The organism is Microvirga yunnanensis (assembly GCF_025460875.1).
The window spans coordinates 1-17,203 of the sequence record NZ_JAMXFI010000172.1; the positions used below are offsets into that span (position 1 = coordinate 1).

Genomic DNA, 17,203 nt, shown 5'->3' on the forward strand with positions numbered 1-17,203 from the left:
GCAGCGGCGGCTACTCGCTGCTGAGCCGGCGCACCGGAGCGCCCGTGGCACGGCTGCGCCCGACCGGAGATCCCGCAAAGGTGCAGGTGCTGTGGTGGAATGGGGAGCGGTGGAAAGACCCTGGCCCATTCGGCAGGCTGACGATGCCGGTGGACCAGGCCTTGGATTATATCACCTCAGAGCGCGCGTTCTGGATCCACGTCTGATCCTCCAGCGCCCCCAAAAATGGCCAAACTCCAGCTAAGATTCTTTCTTAAGGATTTGGAGCAGTGCATTTGCGTCCCGGTCCATTTTGTTGAGCGACTTCACAAAGCCTGCCTGTCCTTTGAGATGCTCCCGATATCTGGCGTTATCAATTTCTTGATACGCGGCGTGCTCCTCAAATCCAAATCTCTCGATGTAGTAGGCTTGTTGACGAAGCTTACGTCGTAGCTCGCGCGGAGCTTGCAGCTTCTCATTAACAACAACACCAGTTACAATTTGCCGCTGATTAAGCCGAAGAACGCGTGTTTTTTGGAGATTTGGTTCGAATCCGGACTTACTGATAACTTTATACACAAAGTCTATCTCATCAGAGCCGATTTCATTTCCTGAAAATGTCATATCATCCGCGTAACGCGTGTACCGCAAGTTGTTCTTACGTGCGAAGCCAAAAAGTCTTCGGTCGAGTGTAAGACAAACTATGTTCGATAATGCAGGACTTGACGGCGCTCCCTGCGGCAACTGCCGTTCGAGGCAAGAAAGGTCTGTTAGTGCGCTTGCAACTTGGGACGAATACCCAAGAGATCGATATACGTTGAAGACCCTCCCTGCTCCGATGCTCGGGAAGAAATCTTTTATGTCAATCGTCAGTACAGTTTTTTGGCTTTTATGGAACCGTGCGTTCTCCTTGATGGACTTTCCTGCACAAAATGCCTTCGCCGCAGGATGAACTGAAATTTTATTGAGAATATTGGAAAGTATCCAATGCTGAATTTCCTTCAGGCTTGGAAGCGGCTCAGCGATTTTCCTTTCCCCACCTGAGCGCTTAGGAATTGAGTAGTGTCTATAGTAATTGGCCGTCCTTGTTATCGCACCCATGACATAAAAAATAGAGTACCCTACCAATTCCGAAAGATGCTCAACATCGTATATTACTGGGAGGCCAGATAGCATCAATGGCTTTGCATACTGCAAACATGCATCTATTTCTTCTTCGCTAAGCCGATGCTGTTGGGCCTCGGAAACAAATGTGGCGGCATATTGCCGCCACAAGGTTTCATTTGACTTTTCTACATTCATGAACGCTGTGGAACTTCAGGCAGTTGATAGGGCGAGAACTCAACTAAATAGTTGAGTTCTCGTACGGAGGCGAAGCCGGAGTGTGTCGGAGTCCTGGATTTCGACCTCAAGTCGAACCAGGACTCCGACACGGGCTTGAAAGACTGTTCGCACCAGAACGGCGACTCGCCGCTCATGTGGTTTCCCACAAGGTCTTCCATCAGCGATCCTTAAGCTTGGATATCACGTGCTTCTTAGGAATGTAAATGGCCGTGGAGTCACCAGGAGGCAGACGATGCTCATACATAGGGTCTATCCACCCACCCTCGCTGCCTTCCCTTGAACTGGACTCATTAGAAAGGTAGCGCAGCCCCTCTCTGGTCAGGGCCACTCGTCCATCACTGTCAACAGTGAGAAACCCTCTGTCAGCGGCACGTGACATGAGTTTTGCAATTTGAAAGTACATCAGACCATGTGATTGGAGATCACTTGAAGAACGTCCCTGCTGGACGTTTCTTAGAAGCAGCGAGAGATATCCAGGCATAGCGCTGTCCTACCTCGGAAATGGTGCAGGCCATTCGGTGCCATCGACGCACTTCGAAGCCCAAAAGACCGGGAACGTATTATTTGGCGTGCGGATCATCGAAACTAAGCCTTCCGATTTTTCATACCCATATTTGTAATCAGGTCCAATTTCGATTCTGCCTTCAATCCCATCCATCAGAGAATAGGCGAGTTCCTTATCTATGCTTGCAGAGTCCGCTATTCCTTTTGGGAACACTTGATCGTAAAAGACTTCATAGCCGCGCGAGTTGATGGCGTCGATGCCTGCTTGCATAACGCCGATACTAATGAACATTATTTTTTCGCAGGTAGGCCGGGCACTCGCTAAGTAATCGTCTATGCATTCGTTAACCGTACCGCCGCTCCCAATAAAGTCATCCACAAAGATCGTCGTATATGTTTGAGATGACGGAACTGCTTTCTTTAGTTTGTCAATAGAGACATAATCATACAATTTATATTTGCTAAATTTTTGCGAAAATCTCCAGATAAGATGCTTAAATTGATAGACTACGTGAACTCCACTCTTATTTTTCTCTTTATCCTTAGGCTTTAAGATTGGCGCAACTCTATAGACGTGATTACTGTCTTCATCAGGTCTAGCTTTGTTCAGTGCACGTAATAATGCTGGAACATAAGCATCGTGTTCCACCCTCGTGTAGTTACTCAATAAGTGAGCAAGTAAGTCGAACTCCTTTTGGTCCAGCCTTTCAGCAATCCTGCATATATTATCGAAGGCTTGCGCCATATAATCCTGGCTCGTTGAAATCGATAGCCAACCTTTGCGCATAAAGATTTGGTTGAGACGAGATACTCTATCAAGGCTAAGGCTTGGTCCCAGCATAGGCAGACAATTCTAATAGTAGGAATATGAGTGGCAGTTAGGTGCGATTGGGCGTTCCGAGTAGATGGCACGGAGTGCCGTGGGGGCACAACCCATCATTGAGCATTGAGGCTCATCGACTATCCATCGGCTGCTCGCCCGTGTACTTGAGGGGGTTGTCAGCCAGGACCCGGTAAACACTCGACCGTCCAACCTTGAGTGCCTTGGCGATATCAGCAGGATTCAAACCTTCGTTCTTCAGTCGGATGATTTCATCGGTTTGACGACGCGCCACGGGAACCCGGCCCCGGAACTTCCCTTCTTTCTGCGCCTTCTTGATGCCGATAGCCTGCCTTTCGAGCATGACCTCCCTCTCCCATTGGACGATAGATCCGATGAGATTCAGTAGAAGACGCCCGTTTGAAGTCGCAGTGTCCACACCCATGTCGAGAATACGGAGACTGACCTTCTTCTCTTCCAGCCGCTGAATGATCTGCCAAAGGTGGGGAACCGACCTTGCCAACCTGGAAAGTGTTGTCACGCATAAGGCGTCACCTTCACGAACCCAATCGATGGCTTGCTCCAGGACGGGACGCTGACGGACTGAGGAGGTTTCCTCGACAAACAGCTTTTCGCATCCCAGCTTTTTGAGCGTGTCGATCTGGTGTTCCAGACCAGCCTTCTGTTCCGTCGTTGATGTACGAGCCAGCCCAACCAGCATGCAACGTTCCCCGCTTTGTGGGACAATTTAGTGGGAATTGCCAAGCTCGTCAAATGGGACAACTCATGCGGGACGCTTTCGAACTGCTTTCTGGACTCCCACACGCTATCGGTCATGTGGGACTCGAAGATGCGATACGAGGGATGGGCCATCCTGACAGAGCGTCCAGTCAACTGGACCTACCCGCGCCGATAAATAAGACATGGCCACAAAGTGCTGCTCTCAGAATCGCTGCTCCCTTACAACATGTGCATCCTGCGCTCGCCGTTACGCGAAGCGCATTGCCGCTCGCATCCAGGCCATGGGCACTCACAACCCCTATGCCGTCGAGATCAATATTGCGCCGACGAGCCCGGCTGATTTCTCGACGTGGCGCATAGAGGCACGCAACGTGATCGACTACCGCCGCCGAATAAACCGGTGGTGGCGGAACTGCGGACTAACCGTATGGCTGGGTGCCGATCAGCGGCTACGAGGCATCGTGTTTCTTGGACCGGTGGCTCCCGTCGATTTCTTGGCAGCCTTCTCACGTTGGCCCATGACACTGCGGCCTGTTAGTCCCACCGTGCTGTGGGAAGCGATCAATGGCTTCGTCAAACCGGGAATGATCGCAGCTATGCCGACTTCGAAGGCACGATATCAGTCGTTGAAGCTGGCTGTCTGGCCACGTCGCAAAGTAGTAAAGACAAGATCACTCGTCCAAGAACGAACACCTACGGCTTACATTGAGCCAATGCCTGTATTGATATGAAAGGATTTCATGAAAAATTCACCCCCAAAGATCATCCTTTACGATGGATGTACCTACGAGCAAGCCCTCACCATTATTTCAGATCGCAAGCTCAGACAGTGCGAGGCTGCGCCCAAGCCAGTTGTTGCAATCTGTATTCATGACGACGCAGCGCTCATCGCGTTCAAAATCCGGTTCTTCGAAGCAACCGTATTTTTGGACGAAACTGCGCTGTTCTCTCCTGCCGAAACAAGAGCCGTCGAGGCGTACATTTCGGAGAACAATCTGGAAAGTAGCGTCACCCGAACCGACCTTCTCGCCATGCGATTCTATGATACGGACGACCAGCGAGGTTTCGAGGCAGAGGCGGGTTTTAGCACCGCAATCCACACTGCCTGCACGGAGCTTGAGTAGCGGGTGCCCTCAAGCGCCTATTCATTCTCCCCGTCCAGTTGCTTGACGGCCTGATGGTGCTCTGCCATCTTCCAGAAAAGTCCGTTTTATCAGTTGTTTACGCCATCCATGATCAAATCCGAACTGGTCCAGAAGCTCGCTGAGCAGAACCCGCATCTTTATCCGCGCGACATCGAAAAGGTCGTGAGCGCGATCCTCGGCACCATCAGCGATGCGCTCGCACGAGGAGTTCGGGTTGAGCTTCGTGGCTTCGGAATCTTTTCGGTAAAGAAGCGCGGTGCTCGGACGGGCCGCAACCCTAAGACGGGGGAAGTCGTAGCAGTGTCGGAGAAAGCTGTTCCTGTGTTCAAGACGGGCAAGGAGATGCGCCAACGCCTCAATCCCGCATTGCCCAAAAACCGAAAGAGAGCGACAGCCGGTGCGACTGCCGTCAGCCATCTCGTAGAAGCATAATCTCTTCAAATACCAATTCGGCTTTCTTAAAACGGCGTTCGGCCTCTGCCCGGTTCTGTCCCGTACGCACTTGGAGGTTCAATCATGCGAGACGAAACGCGCGGCTGGATTATGCCTGAGGCCGACATGCTGTCGATGCTGAGTCTCATAGACGAGAAGATCTATTCGCAAGAGATCGAAACCCGCCACCGCGATGCCCTGATCCGGCTTCGGGAGATCCTGGAAAACGATTTGAACGACCTTCGCCTTGCTGGCCCCACAGGAGAGCAACAAGATAACCGGAGCGAAGCGGCGTAAAGCGCTTAGCCCAATCAACCTTCCAAGCTCCCTCTGCGAGATCAGCATGCCCAACGATCTTGAATTCAACAAGAATCTGATCCGAGCCCATTACGAGGCAACGACAAATCGTTTCGACCCTGCCGCTATCGACGAGCAGGTTGCCGATGATTTCTTCGACCATGCTGCTGGCGCAAGACTTGGCCCTGAAGGGGTCAAGCAGCATATCCGGGGATTGAAGGCTGTGTTCCCTGATTTGCACGTGACCATCGAGGACATCATCGCTGAAGGCGACAAGGTTGCGGTGCGGGCTCGCTGGCAGGGCACCCACAGCACCGACTTTCGAGGAATCCCAGCCTCGCATAAGCTGGTTGAGTTCTCTGGGATGGTTTTCTGGCGCATTGCGGATGGGAAGATCCAAGAGCGCTGGGCGTCAGTTGATCTTCTTGGTCCCTTGAAGGAAGCCGCAGGGGTGTGATTGGGAGGACATCCCTGCCCTATTCTTCCCCTTGCTGTTCTCGATGAACTGTTCTGCCGACAGTCCGCCCTATGCCAGCTTCAAATGGTTTGATCCCACTTATCGAAGACTGGTCCGGCTCCATCCTCCCGGCCCACTTGAGAAGTAGAACAGCAATCCGCCAATAATCGCGAGATTTTGGAAGAGTTCCTGATTCTGTCGGGGCCGAAAGACCATGCCCGTCACGGATGGGCCGTATGTCATCCAGACTGTTGAGGCGGTAAATCCGATAAGGGCCAAGGCCGTCCAGCGTGGCCACAGCCCGATGATCAAGGCCACTGGGCCGAGAAACTCCGCGCCCACAAGTAGGCCAGCCATGATCTCGGGATAGGGCAGCCCCTTGGCGGCAAGCGAGGACGCAACGGAGGAAAAGGCCATCAGCTTATTGTAGCCGGAGGGCAGAAACAGAGCCGCGACAAGCACGCGCCCCGCAAGTAGTGCCGCATCCTCGCTCCGGCTCAACATGAACTGCCTCCCAGTCTGGCACGAACTGCAACCATTTCGGTGATGCTCAAATCTGAGCACTTGGACCGAAAGGACAACAAGGCCGGTTAAGGAGGGGTTACGTGGACATGCAGCGATAGCATGTTTGGGTTGAAACGATTTCTCGTGACAGCAAAGCCGTGCTCTGCTGTCATGCTCTCCGGCAACAGGCTGAGAAGGGGCAGAGCGAGGAGGCATGGGGAAGCCTGATCTGCTCACAGCCGTAGACGCGATCTACGCTTCGGCTCTCGACCCGGAGCGCTGGCCGGAAGCTCTCAATCACATCGGGCATCTATCGGGCGGGCTTGGCGTCGCAATCGTACCCCTCACAGCAACGGACAGGATGGTGACCATCTCCTCCTCCAGCCTGGAGGAGGCCAACCAAGACTATAACCGGGAATGGTGGCGCTACGACATCCGCAATAAGCGCAGATCAGAGCGCGGAATTACAGATGGGTTGATCACCGATGCCGACCTCCTGGATGAGGAGACCGCACGAGCGCACCCCTTCTGCCAGGAATTTCTGAGACCTCACAGGCTCGGCGCTTACCTGGGTTATCTCAAGGCGCTGCCCTCACGCCAGATCGTTGCTGTCGGTCTGCACCGAGATATTCGTCGAGGTTCATTCGAGGAAGAGGAAGAACATAACTTCGCCCGGCTTGCGCCCCACGCGGCTCGGGCCATTGTGGCGGCGTCTGAGATTGCTGAAGGCAGACGTGCTTCGCGTATTCTCGGAACGTCCCATGACCGCCTGACCTGTGGGATCATCCTTTTAGACCTCCAAGGGGCCGTCGTTCGCATGAATGACACGGCTCGCGCGATGCTGGGAACAGGGCTCACCGTCTCGTGCGGACGCCTGAGGGCCGCGACCACGCGGCACCAGAAAGCGTTGGATGTCCTGATCGCCTCAGCGCTTCCTGGCCAAACGACTGTGGTATCGCCGCCACTGGTCTTGGCCCGTGATGCTGGTGGGGAGCAGAAGCTTCTCATTCAAGCAATCCCGGTTGGCGGACATGAACAAACCGATCTTGAATGTCTAACCCTCAAACCTGGGGTTTTGGTGCTCGTCAATAGCCTTTTCACCCCAGCCTCAGACCTGATCCAAGCGCACCTGATCCGGCTCGGCCTCACCAGAGGGCAGGCCCGGATCGCAATGGCGGTCGGTGGAGGGCTGTCGTCAAAGGAAGCGGCAGCGCAGTTAAAGCTGACAGACGGAACGATCCGCACGGTGCTGAAAGCCGTGTACGAGCGCCTCGATATCACCCGCCAGAGCCAGCTTGTCGCACTCGTCACGAGACTGGGGGCGCTGCCTGCGCAGAACTGACACCCAAAACGGCCGTCGATCAGCCCGCCACGGATAGTGGCCTCCTCCGTCGAAGGAGGTATCACAAATGTGGAATGCGCCTGCACTCCGAACCGGACAAAATTGAAAATTGGCCGTGGGGGAAAGATGTTCGAGTGCCGCCATCCAGAGACCTGCTCCGGTCGTGAGCCCCTAACGACCTACATGCGCCGTACCGCCTCGTCCCCCTTGGTTCCTGGTGTGGCCTCGGGCGGGAGCAAATATCATGGTCCTCACAGAACTGTAACACAATAATGATGGGTAAGTGTATCAAGGCCGATCACCGGGCCAACCGATTTCTCGCCGCCCTCGATGCTGAGGATTTCGCTGTACTTGAACCCTACCTTGAGGCCGTGATCCTGCCGCGCGGCACCGTGTTGTACGAGCCCGGCAACCCGATCAGCCACACCTACTTCCCGCACAATGCTGTCGTTTCTCTAATCGATGTGATGGAGGATGGCCGTCTGGCCGAAGTGGCGATGTTCGGCTGCGAGGGGCTGTTCGGCCTCCTGACCGCATTTGTGAGCCGGGAAGCGTTCGGGCGCTACGTGGTGCAGATCCCCGGCACAGCCTCCCGCGTCCCTCTCGACCAGATGCACGAGGCCATGCGGACGCGCCTCTCTCTTCAACGGCGGGTGCTCGCGTACAACGAGGCGCTGCTCGCCCAGGCGTACCACACCGTTGCCTGTAATGCCGTACACCCTGTTGAGGCTCGGTGCTGCCGCTGGATTCTCAGCACACATGATCGCCTGAAAGAGGACGCCTTACCCCTGACGCATGAATTCCTGGCAGAAATGCTCGGCGTCCAACGCTCTACGGTAAGCAGCATTCTGCGCACATTGCAAACCTCGGGCCTGATCGTGCAGCGTCGAGGAGAGATCGTCGTGACCAATCGTGGTGGCCTCGAACAGGCAACGTGCGAGTGCTACGGCAAAATCCGCTCTCGCTTCGAGAAGCTGCTGCCCGGCACTTATAGCCGGACCTAATGATCAAATCGAACACGAAGCGCGTTAAGTCTGAGTTGCAGGAGCAGGGCTGACGATGGCTTCATCGAGACGGCTCAGGAGTCTTCCTCATCCGCCCATGAGCCATATTGCTCGGGAGCCTTGCCGACCTTCTTGAGAACCTTCGGGTAGTCTTCGTTGCCTTCTGGCCCAAACCAATAAGGATGATCGGCTTCCTCCGTCGTTGCAAAAACCGTTTGAGCCGAACACGATGGAAATCGGCGGACCAGCAAGCATCTCAATGGCATCTTGAGCCCTCGAAGTGTTGTAGCGATCCATTCTGTCTCAGGAGAGACCTATGGCACAGATCGACTTCTTCTACTTTTTCGGAAGCTGCTACGCGTACCTTTCGGTTATGCGGATTGAGAAACTGGCAGCAGAAGCTGGGATCGAGGTTCGGTGGAGTCCTTTCAGTGTCCGGGATCTCATGACGGAAAAGGGATACTCGCTCCGAACTCAGCCAACCAAGATGACCTATATCTTCCGCGACGTTGAGCGACGCGCCCGGTTGCATGGCATTCCGTTCGAGAAGCCTCCCATCTGGCCGACCGATCCGGACCAACTGGCGAACCGGGTGGGGATTGTCGCTTTCAGTCAAGGCTGGGGACGAGAATACACCCTGACAAGTTTCCAGAAATGGTTTGAAGGGCAGGCGCTCGGAGCGGATGAGAGCTTGCGGGCCACCATCAGATCGCATGGCAGAGATCCAGACGAGATCATCAGCCTCGCCAATTCCTCCGAGACAAGGGCTCAGTACGACCAAGAGACCGATACAGCGCGTCAGCTTGGTATCTTTGGCTCCCCGACGTTTGCTGTGGGGCAGGAAATATTCTGGGGCGATGACCGGCTGGAAGAGGCGCTGGCATGGGCCAAGGGGGAACACCCTGCTCTGATTGCCGACAGCGGCCCAGGGCGGCTTCAAGCTTAGCCGTTTCCTATGATCTTGCCTGCCAGCGCCGGGCCAGCAGAAATCAGGCTGACGGAAAGGAAAACACCCCAAGTCAGGACCGTGGGCAGCACGAGGGCGGACAGACGCTTCAGCATGACCGATCTCCTACATCATTGACGTGGGCGGGCTTCAAACGATTTGCAAGACCATGGTCGGTCGGCAAGCGGCCAGCTTTCGGCAGGCACCCTGCCCGTCTCGGCCTCTTCAAACAGTTTAGAGCGCTCGCTAACGATCCGCCCTTTCAGGAACTCGACTTCCTACCGACCACGCCTTGCTTCCGAGGCTGCTTCTTCCCAGGTGCCTTGACTTCCTGGACTATGGGCCGGACCCGCAATCCACCAGTTTCCGGCTGCACGACCTCAAAGGCTCCGGTCTTCCGCACGAGGTCACTGAGCTTGCGATAGCCGTAAGTCGGAGGATCAAAGTCCGTGGCGATACTGGATAGCCGCTGGCCCAGCAGACCAAGACCCACCCAGCCTTCTTCGCCTTCGATTTGAGACAATGCTTTCTGAATGAGTGGGATTGCCGCACTCGGCGATTGGAGCGGCCTGACGCTCTTCGCTGCCTCAGTGCCGACTACTGGGGTCTCAGGAAGCAGGAGGTTTTCGGTGTAGATGAAACGACGGCACGCCTGCCGGAAGCTCTCCGGTGTTTTCCGTTCCCCGAACCCATACACGTCTACCCCCTGCTCACGGATGCGGGATGCAAGGCGAGTGAAGTCGCTGTCGGACGAGACAAGGCAGAATCCATCAAATCGTCCACTGTGTAAGAGATCCATGGCGTCGATCACCAGGGCGATATCGGATGCGTTCTTGCCTGCCGTATAGGCGAATTGCTGGTAAGGGATGATGGCATGCTGCGCCAGGATATCAGCCCATGGTTTCAGACGCTGACCCGAGAAATCACCGTAGATCCGTCGCACACTGGCTTCTCCGATCTTGGCGATCTCCTCAAAGAGCCTGCTTGCGATCTTAGCCGACGCATTGTCAGCGTCGATGAGGACGGCAAGGCGGGTTGAACGAGTTTCTAACGCCATGATGCTTCCGGCAAGAGACGAGATCGGAGAAGGGCCAGCTTAACTGTTCGACCAGAAATGTCATCTGCAAGCGCGAGATCCACTTCTCGTCTATTTGCAGGCCGCTTCCAGGCAGTTCATCGAGCGCCCTATCCGATCCTGCTTCAAACGGCTTGGACGCCGTTCGATGTCCCGTTCCTCTCACCTGGACAGTGCCAGGAACATGGAGGAACTATACCCGGATGCCAAGGTGGGCTGCCCTGGCTCCGGTACCCGCTCTGAGGTCTTCAAACGGTTTTCAGCGTTCCTGCACTGGCTGGAGATCCATCCCTTCGATCATCGCGGCTCGACGAGTTTCGGATGCAGAACTGTTTGTAGGCGAAATAGCCCATGATAATGCCAGGGCCGGGAAATCGGGTACAATACTTGCAATTTCTGGGCTGCACCTTTAGCTGCCGCTCACGAGCTACTTGCAACCCACAAAGGTAGCCCACGAGGGCACAATCTTAGCAGGTGCCTCAAGCAAAGGCTTTTCTAATGTCCAACGAAACACCTACACCGAACTACCTTGAGCTTGCGGCTGACATCGTGTCGGCTTTCGTCAGCAATAACTCTGTGCCACTGGCTGAACTGCCCGGCCTGATCGGTAATGTTCACGCCGCCCTTCGGAGAGTTGGTCAGCCTGCGGCCCAGCAGGAAGAGACTAAGCCCGTGCCTGCCATTTCCATTAAGAAATCTGTCACCCCAGACTACCTGATCAGCTTGGAAGACGGAAAGCAGTACAAGTCGCTCAAGCGGCATCTCACAAAGCTTGGGCTCACGCCCGAAGCGTACCGCGAAAAATGGGACCTTCCCCGCGACTACCCAATGGTAGCCGCAAACTATGCGGCTAAACGCTCCGAATTGGCCAAGAGCATTGGCCTTGGTCAGATACGCTCAAAGGCAGCCCAAGCCAAAGCCGCCGCCAATGATGCGGTGAAGACCGCTCCTGTGAAAGCACCTGCCAAGCAGGGACGCAAAAAGGCCGCATGACAATAGGGCAGTGAGAAACTGGGAAAGCCGCTCGTCACGAGCGGCTTTTTGTTGCCCCGAGGCTATCACTGAGCCTTTCGAACGATTTTCATCGCCCAGTCAGCGATCCTGCACCGTCCGAAGATCCATCCTGTCGATCATCTCGGCTCGACGAGCTTCATAAGCTCGAACCTTCTCGGTGATCTTCTCAAAGCTGCTCCGGCTCGATCCGTAGAAAACTGTTCCAGCGAGCGTGGCAGCGATCCCGACCACGAGAAGGATCGCATCGGATCGAACTACGCCCAGGAGAGCCGCTGCGAACAGCAGGATGCCTCCTCCAGTCGCCACTTTTGCCACGACCATGCTCTTCCGGCACTGCTCAGCGGAATCGGACAAGGCGTCGATCTCAGCTTCGAGATCGATGATCTTCTGGTGGAGGTCCGTCATGCAACGCGTATTGTGGTCATCGGACACCCCGGCAGGCCCATGCTGTTGCCGTGAATGAGCGTGGCCCGTCCGCATCCCCCGCGCAATAAGCCAACAGCAGGTAGGGCTCGATCAGACGCCGCTGCTCATCGGTCAGGTTCTGCACGTAAGCCCCGACGAACCCCTGACCGGCGAGCAGGGGCTCCCAATAATCCGAAAATGATGCGAATTCCATGCGGATGGTGAGAGAGGTCTGCACGACATCGCGCAATCCCATTGCGATCCATGCGGACGACAACTCACCCAGTCCGGTGAATGGCCCGGAGAACAGCCTTGCCCGGAACGCTTCTCCCGAAGGATCGAGCGCCGCAGCCGTATCAGCGAGAACACGCATGTGGGTCAGGCCGCCCTTGAAGTCCCACACTGCGGCTGCCACGACTCCTCCAAGCCGGGTCACCCGCACCAATTCGCGTGCCGCTTTCTGAGCATCGGGGACGAAGTTGAGGACAAGCAGGGACAAGGCGGCATCGAAGGCTTGATCCTCGTAGGGAAGCGCCGCTGCGTCTCCTTGCTCGAAAACAAGCCTACCATCAGCCAAGGCTTTGGATGAGGCATAGTCAATAAAGGCTTGTGAGTAGTCGAGCCCTTTGATCTGTGCGGTCGGAAACGCCTCTAAGAGAGCAAAAGTCAGGCTCCCGGTGCCGCAGCCAACGTCCAGAATGCTTGTTCCGTCGCGGACGGCGGCGAAATCGATAAATAGCGGGGCTAAGCGTCGGCTCCACCGCCCCATGAGTTGTTCATAACCAGCCGGATTGTTGGCGCTGTAGACGGAAGCCATGGCCAACCTCGCTCGATGAGGAGATGTGGTTCGTCATTATACCAGTTTTCTCAATGGAAGTTGGAGCCCGGTTACCAATCTTGGCAGTCGGCCACAGGCAGTAGCTGACAGTCTTTGCCTATGTTCAGTTCGGCGATGGACCTAAGATCTCCAACCCGAAGTCGGCTGCGCTCGGGTGTCAGACACTTCTTGGCTCAGCTTGCAGCGATCTTTGCTCCAACGAGATCGTTCTCGTTTTCGAAAACAAGAATGAAATCGTTCTTGTCCGATGTCAGCCACCACTCACCTTTGATCAGGGCCTCAGCCCTCTCTATCGCGTCAAGAGCACTGACGGTTCTATCTATTTTGACGTACGGTAGAAGCTTGGTTTGCACCAACATGAAGGCACTTCCATAGATTTCCAAGTTCGTTTGGAGTGATCCCTTCAATAAGATCGTCGAAGGCTGGCGCAGCAATTCTGTTGCGACCTCATTGAATTTATAATCTAAGAGACGCCCGAAAACCGTTGAGTGAGAACGGTTCCAAAATAATTTGTACCAGTGGCTGCCGTACTGGATCTTTGCGACATTCTTGACTGGTTGATCGCACAGCGGCCACATCTCTAAGTCGCCTCGTGGGAAACCTGGAACGATGCGGTATACAACTCCGACGCGCTTCTTCGGAAGGGTCGGTTTCTCAATGGAAGTCATAAGATAAAAAGCTCATAGTGGAATACTGATACTTTATATCATAAGGTTGTTGGGAGATCAAAATTGTTTGAACCAAGGGTATCTTCGATGTCGCTGCGGAACCGTCCTTCTGGAACCGTTTTCTGAACATGCCCTGGTTCAACCCTTTCGAACTATTTGAATGCACTGTGTGGCCTGCGAATCTCAGAGCCTAAATCACCCACGAACGATCAGCCCCTAACCCTGTCGGACCTCAATCGCGGTCAGCCGGAATGTACGGGATCGTGCATTTCTCGAAAACGAATTCCTGGACCTCACGCGGGCTTCCGCAGGCTATGCAGAATCTTTTTGATCTCTGCGCGACATTCACGTGGATGACGGGCTTTCGACGCTTCAGCGAGAAGATGCTGCTCGATCTCCGTCTCTGACAAGCCAGCGGCCCTCAGACGGGCACCAAGGTTGAAGAACTCGCTGTTGCCGACATGAGGCATCATGGCGACCGCTGCCCACCCATCAAGGGCCTTCTGAACCCTCTCGCACTGACGAGCAGCAGCACCTTTCTGGTACTCGGCGGCAAGGGCTTCCTGGATCTTCTTCAGGGCCGGAGCCGCGTTCGGGTTTACGACGACGGCCTTCGGCTGGACGATCTGCGCGGCGACCGGCTGCTGCACGAGGGCCGGAACCGGGATGTCTTCAAGAAGCTCGTACAAGTTCAGCGCCTTGCCGGGAGCCTCAAAGAAGAAGCTGTCAGGACGTTTGGCGGGAACGAAGAGGACGCAGGCCGGGTTCAGCTTGGTCACGTCGAACCCGTGGATTCCGGAGAACTTCGTAGGGTCCTGACGGGACGGCTTATCGTGCAGTTCCTTCTCCGTCCACCATCCGGCCATGCTCAAGCGCTCCATGATATAGCCCGTGATGACCTTGTAGTTCTCGATGTCGATCAGATGTTCGGTCGGGATGATGACGCGCCATTTTGGCTTGTCTTCGGTGTGGCTCCACGAGGAATGGAACACCATCCGCCAACTCGGAAACAGGGCCGAGAAGGCTTCCGGGGTCAGATCGCCACCATCGAAGTCGAGGATAATGTTACGGACGTAGGCGATATTGTGGTAGCCACGGCTCGTCTCGGCCCCATTGTTCGCCACGTACATCGACGGGGAGTAAGCCGACAGCCCTTCCTTGCTCTCAGACTCCTGCTCCGAGAAGTCCCGGTACAGGGCCACGAGATCGTCGAACGAACCCTCGAATGGAACACCCTCTTTCGAGAATTTGTTAGCGAAGAACGTGCCTTGGAAAGCGGTGCGGTCCAGCGTGGTCAGGCCGATGTTTTTCGGTTCCGTCATGCAGGCGATGATCTCGTCGGTCCTGATATGGGTCCGATTCTTGTTGCGGTACTCCAAACCGTTCACGACATCGAGCCGGGTCAAACGTTCAAAAATGGTATCCTTGATGTGCTTCTCGCGGGCACGTTGTGCCTGCTTACGCGCGGTCGCATTTGGGTGAACCTTCGGACGACCGGCCTTGCCATTGGTCTTCGACAGCGGCCCCTTGAACAGGTCCAGGCCGTGGACACGGGAACCTGGATACATGGACTGCAACCAATAGGCTGTCTGGCTGTCAGGGACGAACCACATCTTTGGGTTCAGGTTCTTTGGGTCGCGGATGCTGGTCCGGTTTGCGGCCTGATACATGGCCTGCCGGAACATGGCGGTTTGTACGACTTCCGGTTCAACATCAGCATAGCGCTTCAGGAACGCGAAGTGGGGCGTTGGAGGGTTCAGCGCCGACATCAGGAAGGCGTGGTCGATGTGCTGATAGACGTTCAGGCCATGGGCCATATTGGGCAGACGTTCGCAGTTCTCGAAGAACGGCTTCTTGATGTCCGTGTTCTTAAACTCCGCGATTAGCTTCGAGCCTACCATCTCCTTGGCCTTTTCCGTAATGGCATCGAGGACAGAACCAGTGGTGCCGTCCACGCATTCTACTACCTTGTCACGGACACTCTTGGACCACGGCTGATCGACCCCGTAGTAGATGTCGAGCAAGTCGCCGTTGTCATGACTGCGGCGATACAAGTCGAAGCTGTTCGACACGTCCTTGAACCCGACATGAAGGTTTGGGGTGGTCAGATTCGACCAGAGGATAAAGAGAAGGCTTTCCTCAAAGCAGGCACCGGCAATGTAGACGGCCTTGAATGGCGCGAAGACGGATGGGGCCATAAAGGCGTGACCAACAAGCTTTCGGGCCACACCCTTCACGTCGGTCTCGGTAGTCAGACGTTCGTAATTCTGCGCATTCACGTACACGGACCAGTGCGGGGAAACCACGCTGTCTGCGAACTCCCTAAACTTCTCATAGACTTCATCACCGCGCTTGTTGAAAGCAATCTTGCGGATGGCCGAGACATCCTTCGCCGCAATCGACCAATACTCTGGATGCGTGTCGTCGGTGATTTCGAGATGACGGGTCAGCAGTTCGTGGGTATCGGGAATGTTCAGACCAAAGCTGCGCTCCACCGGGGGAATCTCGTCCACCACCAGCATCCAGTTCTTGCCGTAGAACAGGTAGGTCGGAAGGGCGAAGAAGGCGGAATGCGTAATGACAAGGATTTCACCCTTCGCCGGGTCGGCGGTTTCCAGATGGTTCGTGATAGTCTTGATCACCTGATAGGGATGTGATGCCGACGTGATCGCAGTCACATTCGCCATGGCCACACCCATGGCCGGAAAGGTCGTGCGGATAGTCTCCTGCACCAACTGCGTGGTCGGTTGGATCAGGATGATCTTAAGGCCCATCTTGGCAGCGCGGTCAGCCCACGCAGCAATCGCGTAGGTCTTGCCAGCGCCGCAGATTCCGTTGATGTAGTTGATAGCGATAGTAGATACATTAGAAAGAAAAGACATACAAAGGGACTCATTAAAGAATGAAGCCATAGTAATAAACCGGTGCTTCTGTTGTCACTTTATTTATCAATGAGCAGCAATTACGTGACACGCTCATCAGCCATACATAGAGTATGGCAGTAATGAAAGTGGGGCATGTCACGAAATACTATAGGTAAATATAACGTGACATCTTACACAACCCATCATTCCCGAAGAATAAGCCGAAGGCTGATGTGGTCAGTGTTGCGCGGGACGTTGCGCCTGCGGGCTGGGCGATGGTTTGCCTGGATCAGTTCCCGACAACATCGGAAGTTCCGCAAGGCTTTGGGGGATGAGATGAAAAAGGTAACCGCAATGGTGGGTCTGGTTTTGGCCATGGGAAGTCCGGCCATGGCTCAAACGCAGGAGAAGCAGGTCTTTGCTTGCATTGAGCAAGGTGCCACCGGCTTCAACGACAAAGAAGGCACCTACCGACAGGCAACCTTCCGCGAGAAGAAGTTCACTATGGCGCTGAAAGAGAGCACGCTCGACGTGAAGATTGACACCAAAGAGGAACAATACTCGTGCTCCGTGCCTTGGCGCTCCCAGCCACATTTGATCCAATGCGTCGAAAAGTTTTACTTCATGGTGATCAACCTAAAGACCCTTGCCTTCACGCGGTCTCAGATGTTTGGTCCGGTGGTCGATCTTGAGCAGCTAAGGCGCGGCGATCAGGGTGGAAGTTGAGCGGCGATCAGAATGAGAGGTGACGGTGCGATCCGTACGGATCGCACCGTCTGGCCGTCGCGGCCGACCGGGTAAGGAACAGGCTTCTTCACGACCAA

Annotated in this window: 19 protein-coding genes; 10 read left to right on the top strand and 9 right to left on the bottom strand. The window is 55.1% G+C overall.

Annotated features, from left to right (window positions below; translation table 11 throughout):
* Positions 1-206, top strand: a 206-nt coding sequence (locus NF876_RS40545; protein WP_262273408.1) for a hypothetical protein, incomplete at its 5' end; no start/stop codon positions are given.
* 34 nt (positions 207-240) lie between these two features.
* On the opposite strand, the gene NF876_RS40550 is transcribed toward NF876_RS40545, so the two are convergent.
* From NF876_RS40550 to NF876_RS40560, 3 genes are all read right to left on the bottom strand, one after another.
* The gene (locus NF876_RS40550; protein WP_262273409.1) at positions 241-1,281 is read right to left on the bottom strand and encodes a retron St85 family RNA-directed DNA polymerase; all 1,041 of its coding nucleotides are present in this window, start codon (positions 1,279-1,281) and stop codon (positions 241-243) included.
* Between the two features lie 532 nt (positions 1,282-1,813).
* The gene (locus NF876_RS40555; protein ID WP_262273410.1) at positions 1,814-2,572 is read right to left on the bottom strand and encodes a phosphoribosyltransferase-like protein; all 759 of its coding nucleotides are present in this window, start codon (positions 2,570-2,572) and stop codon (positions 1,814-1,816) included.
* A 208-nt stretch (positions 2,573-2,780) separates the two neighbouring features.
* Positions 2,781-3,368 (bottom strand): recombinase family protein, encoded by a 588-nt coding sequence (locus tag NF876_RS40560; RefSeq protein ID WP_262273411.1) that lies wholly within the window; start codon positions 3,366-3,368, stop codon positions 2,781-2,783.
* Positions 3,369-4,128: 760 nt separating this feature from the next.
* On the opposite strand from NF876_RS40560, the gene NF876_RS40565 reads away from it, so the two are divergent.
* The 4 genes from NF876_RS40565 to NF876_RS40580 all read left to right on the top strand — a co-directional run bounded on the left by NF876_RS40565 (position 4,129) and on the right by NF876_RS40580 (position 5,719).
* A complete protein-coding gene (locus tag NF876_RS40565; RefSeq protein ID WP_262273412.1) occupies positions 4,129-4,512 on the top strand; it encodes a hypothetical protein in 384 nt (127 codons plus the stop codon).
* Positions 4,513-4,620: 108 nt separating this feature from the next.
* Positions 4,621-4,965, top strand: a complete 345-nt coding sequence (locus tag NF876_RS40570; RefSeq protein WP_262273413.1) for an integration host factor subunit beta — start codon at positions 4,621-4,623, stop codon at positions 4,963-4,965.
* An 84-nt stretch (positions 4,966-5,049) separates the two neighbouring features.
* Entirely contained in the window at positions 5,050-5,262 is a 213-nt protein-coding gene (locus NF876_RS40575; protein WP_262273414.1) for a hypothetical protein, read from the top strand.
* A 46-nt stretch (positions 5,263-5,308) separates the two neighbouring features.
* Positions 5,309-5,719 (top strand): ester cyclase, encoded by a 411-nt coding sequence (locus tag NF876_RS40580; protein ID WP_262273415.1) that lies wholly within the window; start codon positions 5,309-5,311, stop codon positions 5,717-5,719.
* Positions 5,720-5,818: 99 nt separating this feature from the next.
* On the opposite strand, the gene NF876_RS40585 is transcribed toward NF876_RS40580, so the two are convergent.
* Positions 5,819-6,223: a DoxX family protein gene (locus NF876_RS40585; protein ID WP_262273416.1), complete on the bottom strand. Its 405-nt coding sequence runs from the start codon at positions 6,221-6,223 to the stop codon at positions 5,819-5,821.
* A gap of 214 nt (positions 6,224-6,437) precedes the next feature.
* Between NF876_RS40585 and NF876_RS40590 the strand changes: the two genes are divergently transcribed.
* From NF876_RS40590 to NF876_RS40600, 3 genes are all read left to right on the top strand, one after another.
* Positions 6,438-7,565 carry a helix-turn-helix transcriptional regulator gene (locus NF876_RS40590; protein ID WP_262273417.1) on the top strand — a complete coding sequence of 376 codons (1,128 nt, stop codon included), beginning with the start codon at positions 6,438-6,440 and terminating at the stop codon, positions 7,563-7,565.
* A 371-nt stretch (positions 7,566-7,936) separates the two neighbouring features.
* Positions 7,937-8,569, top strand: coding sequence for a Crp/Fnr family transcriptional regulator (locus NF876_RS40595; protein WP_262273418.1), 633 nt, complete (start codon positions 7,937-7,939; stop codon positions 8,567-8,569).
* A gap of 316 nt (positions 8,570-8,885) precedes the next feature.
* Positions 8,886-9,515 carry a 2-hydroxychromene-2-carboxylate isomerase gene (locus NF876_RS40600; RefSeq protein ID WP_262273419.1) on the top strand — a complete coding sequence of 210 codons (630 nt, stop codon included), beginning with the start codon at positions 8,886-8,888 and terminating at the stop codon, positions 9,513-9,515.
* Positions 9,516-9,777: 262 nt separating this feature from the next.
* Here the strand turns inward: NF876_RS40600 and NF876_RS40605 are convergent, their stop codons facing one another.
* Complete coding sequence (locus tag NF876_RS40605) at positions 9,778-10,572, bottom strand: NYN domain-containing protein (protein ID WP_262273420.1); 795 nt, start codon at positions 10,570-10,572, stop codon at positions 9,778-9,780.
* 516 nt (positions 10,573-11,088) lie between these two features.
* Between NF876_RS40605 and NF876_RS40610 the strand changes: the two genes are divergently transcribed.
* Positions 11,089-11,583, top strand: coding sequence for a Ros/MucR family transcriptional regulator (locus NF876_RS40610; protein WP_262273421.1), 495 nt, complete (start codon positions 11,089-11,091; stop codon positions 11,581-11,583).
* Between the two features lie 99 nt (positions 11,584-11,682).
* Here NF876_RS40610 and NF876_RS40615 read toward each other — a convergent pair whose 3' ends face one another.
* The 4 genes from NF876_RS40615 to NF876_RS40630 form a co-directional block, all read right to left on the bottom strand.
* Positions 11,683-12,009: a hypothetical protein gene (locus NF876_RS40615; RefSeq protein WP_262273422.1), complete on the bottom strand. Its 327-nt coding sequence runs from the start codon at positions 12,007-12,009 to the stop codon at positions 11,683-11,685.
* Between the two features lie 16 nt (positions 12,010-12,025).
* On the bottom strand, positions 12,026-12,826 hold the full coding sequence (locus NF876_RS40620; protein WP_262273423.1) for a class I SAM-dependent methyltransferase: 801 nt from the start codon (positions 12,824-12,826) through the stop codon (positions 12,026-12,028).
* A 194-nt stretch (positions 12,827-13,020) separates the two neighbouring features.
* A complete protein-coding gene (locus NF876_RS40625) occupies positions 13,021-13,515 on the bottom strand; it encodes a hypothetical protein (protein WP_262273424.1) in 495 nt (164 codons plus the stop codon).
* A gap of 293 nt (positions 13,516-13,808) precedes the next feature.
* On the bottom strand, positions 13,809-16,397 hold the full coding sequence (locus tag NF876_RS40630; RefSeq protein WP_262273425.1) for a hypothetical protein: 2,589 nt from the start codon (positions 16,395-16,397) through the stop codon (positions 13,809-13,811).
* A 318-nt stretch (positions 16,398-16,715) separates the two neighbouring features.
* Between NF876_RS40630 and NF876_RS40635 the strand changes: the two genes are divergently transcribed.
* A complete protein-coding gene (locus NF876_RS40635) occupies positions 16,716-17,105 on the top strand; it encodes a hypothetical protein (RefSeq protein ID WP_262273426.1) in 390 nt (129 codons plus the stop codon).
* Positions 17,106-17,203 lie beyond the last annotated feature (98 nt).